Consider the following 8,649-nt stretch of genomic DNA (forward strand, 5'->3'; position numbering starts at 1 on the left):
AGCTTCCAACTTTCCCCCTCCTTCTTTATAAAGAATATTCAGAATATATATAAAATTATAAGTGTATACCGAATCTATAACAATATTATTTTAATAAAACAAACATATTTTTGTATAAAAAAACAAAGTATACATTTATTTTGTATACTTTGTTTCGATATGAATGTATTATATATTCACAATTGCTTCCTTCTTTATAATTCTTTCATAGAGTTGTTCCGCYAATTCTATGAAATGATTTGGCATATCTTTCCCTTTAAACTTCTTTTGAAGCGTACCGTATAAACCAATATCACGTAGACGCAAAAATAACGGTAACGATTCATACCAACTATCCGCCAGTCTGTGCTCATATTCATAACCTTTTCGTAACACTTGTAACTGTTTGCAAGCAAATTCTTTCCTCTCTTCTGTAGTCCACGGTGTAAATAGAACAGAGTAATAGAGAACCATTGCTAAATCATGTATAAAGTAATTATAAGCTGCATCATCAAAATCAAAGATTGTTAGCTCTTTACCATCATAATGAAAGTTACCTGGATGAATATCACCATGCATAAGACCGAATGTTTCTCTTTCAATTGGAAGAGACTTTATTTCATCCATTAATACAGAAGCAATCTCTTTCACCTTCGCATCTTCTAATCCGCTAACAATGCTACTTTCATCCTCTTCCCACGTATCACGGTAGTCTGTTTTAGGATAATCCATTGTGAGGCGATGCAGTTGTCCAATCGCTTTTCCCCAAGCTTCAAAGAAAGCATCTCCCCAATAAGCCGATTCTTCTTCTTTTACTTGCTCACCTTTTGCATATGTAAATAAAGACGCAAAAAAGAAAGTACCATCTTCCGCTCCGATTTCTTCTACAAGATTTTGAGATATTGAATTAAGAGGTCCCGCCACTTTCGCCCCATGCTCCGCAACATACCGTAAAAAATCTAGTTCGGCCTCTACCTCTTTTTTAGAGCGATGAGAAGAATGAGTTAAGCGTAATACGTAATCTTCATTATTTTTACCCCTCGCCTTAAAAATATAATTTTCAAAATCACCAAGTGGATTTTCTTCTACTTTCACATTAAATATCTTTGCAGCTTCTGCTAAAATCTCATGTGTAAAAACTCGTTCCACAGCTATTTCCATATTTATTCCCTCCTATATGTACCAATTAGCTCTTGAACCACTATTAACTCGATCTGATTTGTCTTTAGAAAAAGCTTTTTCTACATTGAATATGAAAAAAGAAACAAATTTAAATTATGGTGTGCAACTTTTATTACAAGGTAAATCATTGTATTTCCATGAGCATGTCGAGAGCTTTTGTATTTTTGAAACGGCTTTATCTTTAAAAAGAGATATAACAGAGCCTGATAATGAAGGGGTTGTACGTGGATCACATTCTGGTTTTGTTGAAGACTTAGTTACGAATTTAGCTTCCGTACGGAAACTAATTAAGAGTCCAAATTTAGTCGTTAAATATTTTATCCTTGGTGAAGAGATGCACACGAAAATAGCAATTGTTTATATGCAAAATATAGCTAATGATGATCTCGTCACAGAAGTAAAAAGAAGATTAGAAACGATTAAGACCGATGCACTAATGCCACCAGGTTACATACAAGAATTTATAGAAGACACTTCTTTCTCACCATTTCCGCAACAATTAAATACAGAAAGACCTGATAGAACTGTCGCTAACTTAATGGAAGGACGCGTTGCTATTTTATCTGACGGAGACCCAACTACCCTTATTGTTCCCGTTACACTATTTGCTTTYTATCAATCACCAGATGATTATAATAACCGYTGGATTGTCGGTTCTTTCGTMCGAATGATTCGCTTAGTAAGTTTCTTAATCGCTTTTCTCCTACCAGCTATATATATCGCAACCGTTGCCTTTCATCCTGATGTATTACCACTCGAACTCGTTTATACAATTAAAGCTTCATTAGAAAAGGTACCACTCCCTCCGATCTTTGAGGCACTCTTAATGGAATTAATCTTCGAATTATTAAGAGAAGCTGGTATTCGTCTGCCGAGCCGAGTTGGACAAACAATCGGTATCGTAGGAGGTTTAGTCATTGGTGATGCGATTGTAAAGGCTGGACTTGTCTCTTATACAATGATTATCGTTGTAGCTTTAACTGCAATTGCGTCTTTTCTCGTTCCATCAAATGATATGAGTTCAGCCGTTCGAATTCTCCGGTTTCCATTAATGATTTTAGCTGCTCTATTTGGATATGTTGGAATTTCTTTCGGTTTAATTATTACTTTCGTCCACTTATGTCAGCTGCATTCTTTCCATACGCCATACCTTTCTCCTATTGCGCCCATGCGAATAAAAGACATGAAAGATTCTTTTGTAAGACTTCCTATTTGGTCATTTGGGGAACGCCCACATGATCCAAAGCCGAAAAAAATGCAAAGACAACATGTAACGAGAGAGGATGAGAACGGTGACAAACACGCAAAATAAAATTTCGCTTGTTCAATTTACCTTTTTCGTTATTCAATGCCAAATCGGAGTTGGTATACTTTCTTTACCAAACCGTCTTCACCCCATTGCCAAAGGCGGTGGGTGGATTTCTGCTCTCATCGCTGGTCTTGCAATTCAACTTATTATTTCACTGATGTGGCTTTTACTAAAGAGGTTTCCCGATAAAAATATATATGAAATTGTTTGTACAATGTTCGGAAATAAGCTCGGGAAACTATTCGGTTTTTCTTATATTATCTATTTTATCATCATCGGAATGACGGTTATGTTAAACGCTTGTAATGTCATTAAAGTATGGATTTTACAAGCAACGCCTTGGTCTGCACTTTTAATTTTATTTACTGTTACATGTTCTTATTTAGCTTATAACACATTCAAAGTCATTGTACGATTTTACGTCATGGCCTCTATTCTTATTATTCCGATGGCCTTCTTAATTGCTCTCGGATTAACACGTGCTGATTTTTCATATATTTTCCCGCTTACAGAAGCAGGATGGTGGAATATTATCCAAGCATCCAAAGAGACTATTACAGCAATGTATGGCTTTGAAATTATTCTTATTGCTTATCCATATGTAAAAGGCAAACCAGCAGCAAGACTGAAAGCAATTTCTATTGCTAACGGATTAGTAACACTATTTTATGCTTTTACAGTTTTGATTTGTTTTATCGTATTTAGTCCGAAACAAGTGGAACTTATCCCTGAACCAGTTGCTTATTTGCTGCGCTCTCTTCATATCGGAATTGTAGACCGGACTGACTTAATTTTCATTCCAATATGGATGATAACCGTTGTAGCTTCTATCGCTAGTTATTATTGTGCAGCTTCAATAGGAATCGGTCATATATTCAATATAGCTAATCATAAGAAAGCTGTTCCAATTGTTGGTCTCATCTCCTTTTTTGTTGCAATATTTATAGACACACCAGAACAACTAAAAATGCTTGCGAATTTCACAGATAAATTCACTTATATTTTCATTGTCGTTCTTCCTTTTTTATTTCTCCTTTATTCCTTATTAAGAACTAAGAAAGGAGAAAATTATGTCCAAAAGAATAGCTAAACTGTGTACAGTACTATGCTTTAGCCTACTCCTTTCTGGTTGTTGGGACCAAGAACCATTAAGAGAAGCTAGATTAGCCTATAGTCTCGGGTTTGACATTATAGAAAATAATAAACTACAGCAAACCATTGAACTCGTAAAAAGCTCGAGTGGTGAACAATCTTCATTCGAAAATGAAGTGCATTCAGCAACTGGCTATAACGTGCGTGACACAAGTGATTCTTTGAGAAAAAATGTAACAGGTAACATTCGTTATTTTAAATATGGAATAGAGCTATTAGGAACTACTATTCAGAAGAAAGGAATACTTTCCTATTTAGATGTTGGATTTAGAGATCCATCAAATCCAACCGCATTAGTAAAACTTATTTCAGTAGATGGTGGCACATCCGAGATACTCAACAAAAAGAAAGTAGGGAATTTACTGATTGGAGATTTTCTAAAGAAAAAAATTAAAAGCCTAGAGGATATGAGTGTGTTTCCAGAAGAAACTTTAGAAACAGCTGCTACAAAAATGTTAGATCCGGGCAAAGACTTCACCCTCCCGTCTATAAAGCTAAAAGGAAAAGAAGTTGTAACCAATGGAATAGCTTTATTTAATAAAGACAAATTAACTGGACATTTACCTTTAAGACAGTCGGTTCTCTTCGTATTATTAACTGGAAAAATGGGAACAAGTGCCCGTATAACCCAAAAACTTACTAGCAATGAATCAGAGACGACATCTGATTATTTAACAATGGAAGTAAGTAATAGGAAATTAAAACGAGACTTAAAAATAACAACGGATAAAAAAGGAAATGTTTATGCTAACATTAAGCTCCAACTAAAAGTTATAGCACTTGAAGCCCCAAGGGATAATCTTTATAAAATGGGTGAAAGAAAAAATCTAAATAAAGAATTATCGAAACAACTTACGAAGGAAGCTAAACAAATAACGAAAAAGCTACAAAAAGCAAATTGTGATGCTTTCGGGATTGGCAGACATCTTATCGCTTATCATCCAGATTTATGGAAGAAAAAGAATTGGAATAAAGATTATGCAAAAGTGAAATTTAAGCCCGAAGTTGAAGTAAGTATTTTATATAGTGGTGTCTTAAAATAAAAAGATTGTATGCCACTCAGGCATACAATCTTTTTATTTCGTATATCGATATACAATTGACTCATACGGTCTTAAGCTAAGACTTGTAATATCCCCACCTGAATCTTTATAATTCGATAATAATACTTCTTGCTTCATTCCCTCTAATTGGACATGAACTGGTGCAGAATACACTATTTCTTCACCATAGAAGTTATTTATAACAAGTAATACTTCATTATTTACAGTACGTGTATACGCCCAAATCTTAGGGTCATTTTCATCTAAAACAGCATATTTCCCTTTTGTAATTACATCATACGTTTTTCTTAGCTCAATTAGTTTTTTATAATGATAAAATACAGATTCTTTATCTTCTAACGCTTTTTCCACATTAATCTCTGTATAACTATCAGCCACGGAAATCCAAGGTGTACTCGTTGTAAAACCACTGTTCACCTCTCCATTCCACTGCATCGGAGTACGGGAATTATCACGAGATTTTTGTTTTAAAATTCCCATAATCTCTTCTTTTGATAATCCTTCCTCTTTTTTTATATCGTATATATTTAACGATTCTACATCGCGATATTGCTCGATAGAATTAAAGTTTGGGTTCGTCATACCGATTTCTTCACCTTGGTAAATGTAAGGCGTTCCTTGCAACATATGCATAGCTGTCGCTAACATTTTCGCAGATTCATTTCGGTACTTCTCATCATCACCAAACCGTGAAACGATACGAGGCTGGTCATGATTACACCAGAATAACGCATTCCATCCTCCACCCTTTTGCATTTCAATTTGCCAATTAGACATAATTTCTTTTAATTTAATGAAATCAAAATCAGCTTTCGTCCACTTATCACCATTCGGATAATCTACTTTTAAATGATGGAAACTAAACGTCATGCTTAGTTCATTGCGCTCAGGATTCGAATATTTAATACAATTATCAATTGTCGTAGATGACATTTCTCCAACTGTAATTACATCTTTCCCTTCAAAAACATTTTGGCTCATCTCTTGTAAATATTCATGGACGCGTGGACCATCTGTGTAATATTTACGCCCATCACTTGTAGCCGTGGTGCCTTCATCACTTAAAAATCTTTGATCTTTTGAAATTAAGTTAATAACATCAAGGCGGAATCCTTTTACACCTTTCTCCAACCAAAAGCGCATCATATCGTACACTTCTTCACGAAGCTTTTCATTTTCCCAATTTAAATCAGCTTGCGTCTCATCAAATAGATGTAAAAAATATTGCCCTGTTTTCTCATCATATTTCCAAGCAGATCCTCCAAATTTAGACTGCCAATTATTCYTTTCATCACGCCAAATATAATAATTTCGATACGGACTATTCTTATCTTCTTTTGCTTCTTTAAACCACTTATGCTCCGTTGAACTATGATTTACAACGATATCAAGCATGATTTCAATGTCACGTACTTTCGCTTCTTTTAAAAGCTCTTCAAACTCTTCCATCGTCCCGTAAGATGGATCAATGCTGTAATAATCACTTACATCGTATCCATTGTCATTTTGTGGTGATCGGTATATCGGTGTTAACCAAATATAATCCACTCCAAGTTCCTTTAAATAATCTAATTTCTCTGTAACTCCCTTTATATCACCGGTTTCTTTATTATAGTAACTATTAAAGCTCTTCGGATAAATTTGATAGACTACACTTTTATGCCAATCTTTCATGCTTAATTTCCTCCTACTTCTGTTTTACTCGTTTCGCAAATAACCATGTTAATGTAAATGGAATTACTACTGCGATTATCATCCCTACAATAAACATTGGAATCGATTTCGGAATGATAGAAATAAATGCTGGCAATCCGCCAATTCCGATTGCTGGTGCTAATACACCATTTAATGTAATAAATATCGCTGCTATAGCAGACCCAATAATCGCTGCATAGAACGGGAATTTATTTCTTAAATTCACACCGAACATCGCTGGCTCTGTAATACCGAAGTACGCTGAGATTGCTGATGTTGATGCCATACTTTTATCATTTTGATTTTTAGAAATCCAGAACATCGCTAGTGCCGCACTACCTTGTGCAATGTTAGAAAGAGCAATCATCGGCCAAATAAATGTACCGCCGTGCTGTGCAATTAGCTGTAAATCAATTGCAATAAACATATGATGCATTCCTGTAATTACGAGCGGTGCATATAATGCTCCAAATAATACTGCTCCAACTACTGGTACCGTTTCATATACGCCAACTAATCCAGCCGTTAATAAATCGCCAATATGACGTGTAACTGGACCGATAATTCCTAACGCTAACACACCCGTTACAACGATTGTTGTAATTGGTACAACTAATAATTGAATTGCGTTTGGCACATGTTTCTTTAAGAAGATTTCAACTTTACTTAATACGAATGCTGCTACTAAAATGGGTAAAATTTGACCTTGATACCCTACCTTTTCAATTTGGAATAGCCCTAAAATATCGAAGTACTCAATCTTTTGTCCCTCTAAACCAGTCGCTGCTTTTCCATAATCCCACGCGTTTAATAAGGCCGGATGCACAAGCATTAATCCCATAACAATCCCTAGTATTGGACTACCACCAAAGCGCTTCGTTGCTGACCAACCAACMAGTGCCGGTAAGAATACGAATGCTGTATTGGCCATCATATTAATTAAATCCCAAAGCCCACCTAAGTTCGGATATACTTCTAATAAATTTTTCCCATCAAAAAATAAGTCCTTTGCCCCTAACAGGTTATTAATCCCCATTAGTAAACCTGCCGTAATAATTGCTGGCAAAATCGGCATAAATACATCTGAAAATACTTTTACAAACTTTTGAACTGGATTTAATTTTTTATCCCCTGAACCTTTTACGTCAGCTACTGTCGATTCTTCCATACCTGCAAGCGTTATCAATTCAGCGTATACTCGATCGACATCACCTGGACCAATTACAATTTGAAATACCCCAGCGTTATGAAACGCTCCCTTTACTAATGAAACAGACTGTAATTTATCATTATCTATTTTATTTTCATCTTTTAAAGCGATACGTAGCCTCGTTACACAGTGCGCAGCTTGTTCAATATTGTCTTTCCCACCAATATACTGCAACACTTCTTTTGCTGTTTTACGATAGTCTTTCCCCATATTCCCGTCCCTCTTTTCTTTTTTTGATACCGTTTACACTTACATATTAACTCGTATATATAAGTTAGTCAACACTCGTATATATAAGTTGGTGATTTTTTTATAAAGTGAAACTTTAATCAGTGGGGGTTTTGTTCATCCCCCACTGACTATCAGCCCTCACCAATCGGGCGTTTACAGGCAGTTGATCTCCCACCTAACTTCTTTGCTCCAGCTGAATTTTGAGGTGGGAGTTTTACTGCCCACAAATAGCGGGATAAATAAAGAGATGGAACGATTATTTCGCTCCATCTCTTTATTTTCTTCGCGCCACATCCGAAAAGTGAAAAATATCTAAACGGTGACGTGATTCCGTATATTCGAACTGACTCCCATCGTATAAATGAGTAAAGTTTTTTACAACGACAACATAGTCTGTTCCATTTAAATCCAAATACTTTCGGTCATCCTCTGTACATGGTTGCACTTCAATTACCCGCTGTGAATAGCTAATATGTAGCCCTAATTCTTTCTCAATGTATTTATAAATCGATGCAGTTGCAATTTCTCTCGTTAATCCTGGAATATATTCCGATACAAAATGGTTTATATCTAAAATTACTTTTTCTCCATCAATATTTCGTACACGTTTAATATGATTTATTTCCGTTTTTTCTTTCACGTTTAATAACTTTGCTACATCTTGTGTCGCTTTCATTTTCTCTATTTCCACGACTTCTGTAATACAATGACGTCCTAAACGTTCATTTTCTTCTTGAAAACTTACAATACCACCAAAGTTAAATTCAATGTTTTTGCGCTTTAATACAAAAACACCTTTTCCGTGTATTTTTTGAACATATCCACGC

General features: G+C 35.3%; 6 protein-coding genes and 1 pseudogene. 3 read left to right on the forward strand and 4 right to left on the reverse strand.

Translation table 11 applies throughout. The features are described 5' to 3' along the window. Positions 1-168: 168 nt before the first annotated feature. Positions 169-1,140: a phosphotransferase enzyme family protein gene (locus tag AC1DJR_RS11915; RefSeq protein ID WP_477002683.1), complete on the reverse strand. Its 972-nt coding sequence runs from the start codon at positions 1,138-1,140 to the stop codon at positions 169-171. Positions 1,141-1,156: 16 nt separating this feature from the next. Here AC1DJR_RS11915 and AC1DJR_RS11920 point away from each other — a divergent pair. From AC1DJR_RS11920 to AC1DJR_RS11930, 3 genes and pseudogenes are all read left to right on the forward strand, one after another. After that, positions 1,157-2,473, forward strand: a pseudogene (locus AC1DJR_RS11920) (spore germination protein); the annotation flags it as partial. Then, the gene (locus AC1DJR_RS11925; RefSeq protein WP_429686360.1) at positions 2,454-3,560 is read left to right on the forward strand and encodes a GerAB/ArcD/ProY family transporter; all 1,107 of its coding nucleotides are present in this window, start codon (positions 2,454-2,456) and stop codon (positions 3,558-3,560) included. The pseudogene AC1DJR_RS11920 and the gene AC1DJR_RS11925, both read left to right, overlap by 20 nt. Continuing rightward, positions 3,541-4,665: a Ger(x)C family spore germination protein gene (locus tag AC1DJR_RS11930; protein WP_477002684.1), complete on the forward strand. Its 1,125-nt coding sequence runs from the start codon at positions 3,541-3,543 to the stop codon at positions 4,663-4,665. Before AC1DJR_RS11925 ends, AC1DJR_RS11930 begins: the two co-directional genes overlap by 20 nt. 33 nt (positions 4,666-4,698) lie before the next feature. Here AC1DJR_RS11930 and treC read toward each other — a convergent pair whose 3' ends face one another. From treC to treR, 3 genes are all read right to left on the reverse strand, one after another. Next, positions 4,699-6,360, reverse strand: a complete 1,662-nt coding sequence (treC, locus tag AC1DJR_RS11935) for an alpha,alpha-phosphotrehalase (protein ID WP_477002685.1) — start codon at positions 6,358-6,360, stop codon at positions 4,699-4,701. Between the two features lie 13 nt (positions 6,361-6,373). After that, positions 6,374-7,801 carry a PTS system trehalose-specific EIIBC component gene (treP, locus tag AC1DJR_RS11940; protein ID WP_088294037.1) on the reverse strand — a complete coding sequence of 476 codons (1,428 nt, stop codon included), beginning with the start codon at positions 7,799-7,801 and terminating at the stop codon, positions 6,374-6,376. Positions 7,802-8,096: 295 nt separating this feature from the next. Then, positions 8,097-8,649, reverse strand: a 553-nt coding sequence (gene treR / locus AC1DJR_RS11945) for a trehalose operon repressor (RefSeq protein WP_477002686.1), incomplete at its 5' end; no start/stop codon positions are given.

It is taken from the genome of Bacillus sp. 05T31 (genome assembly GCF_056396725.1).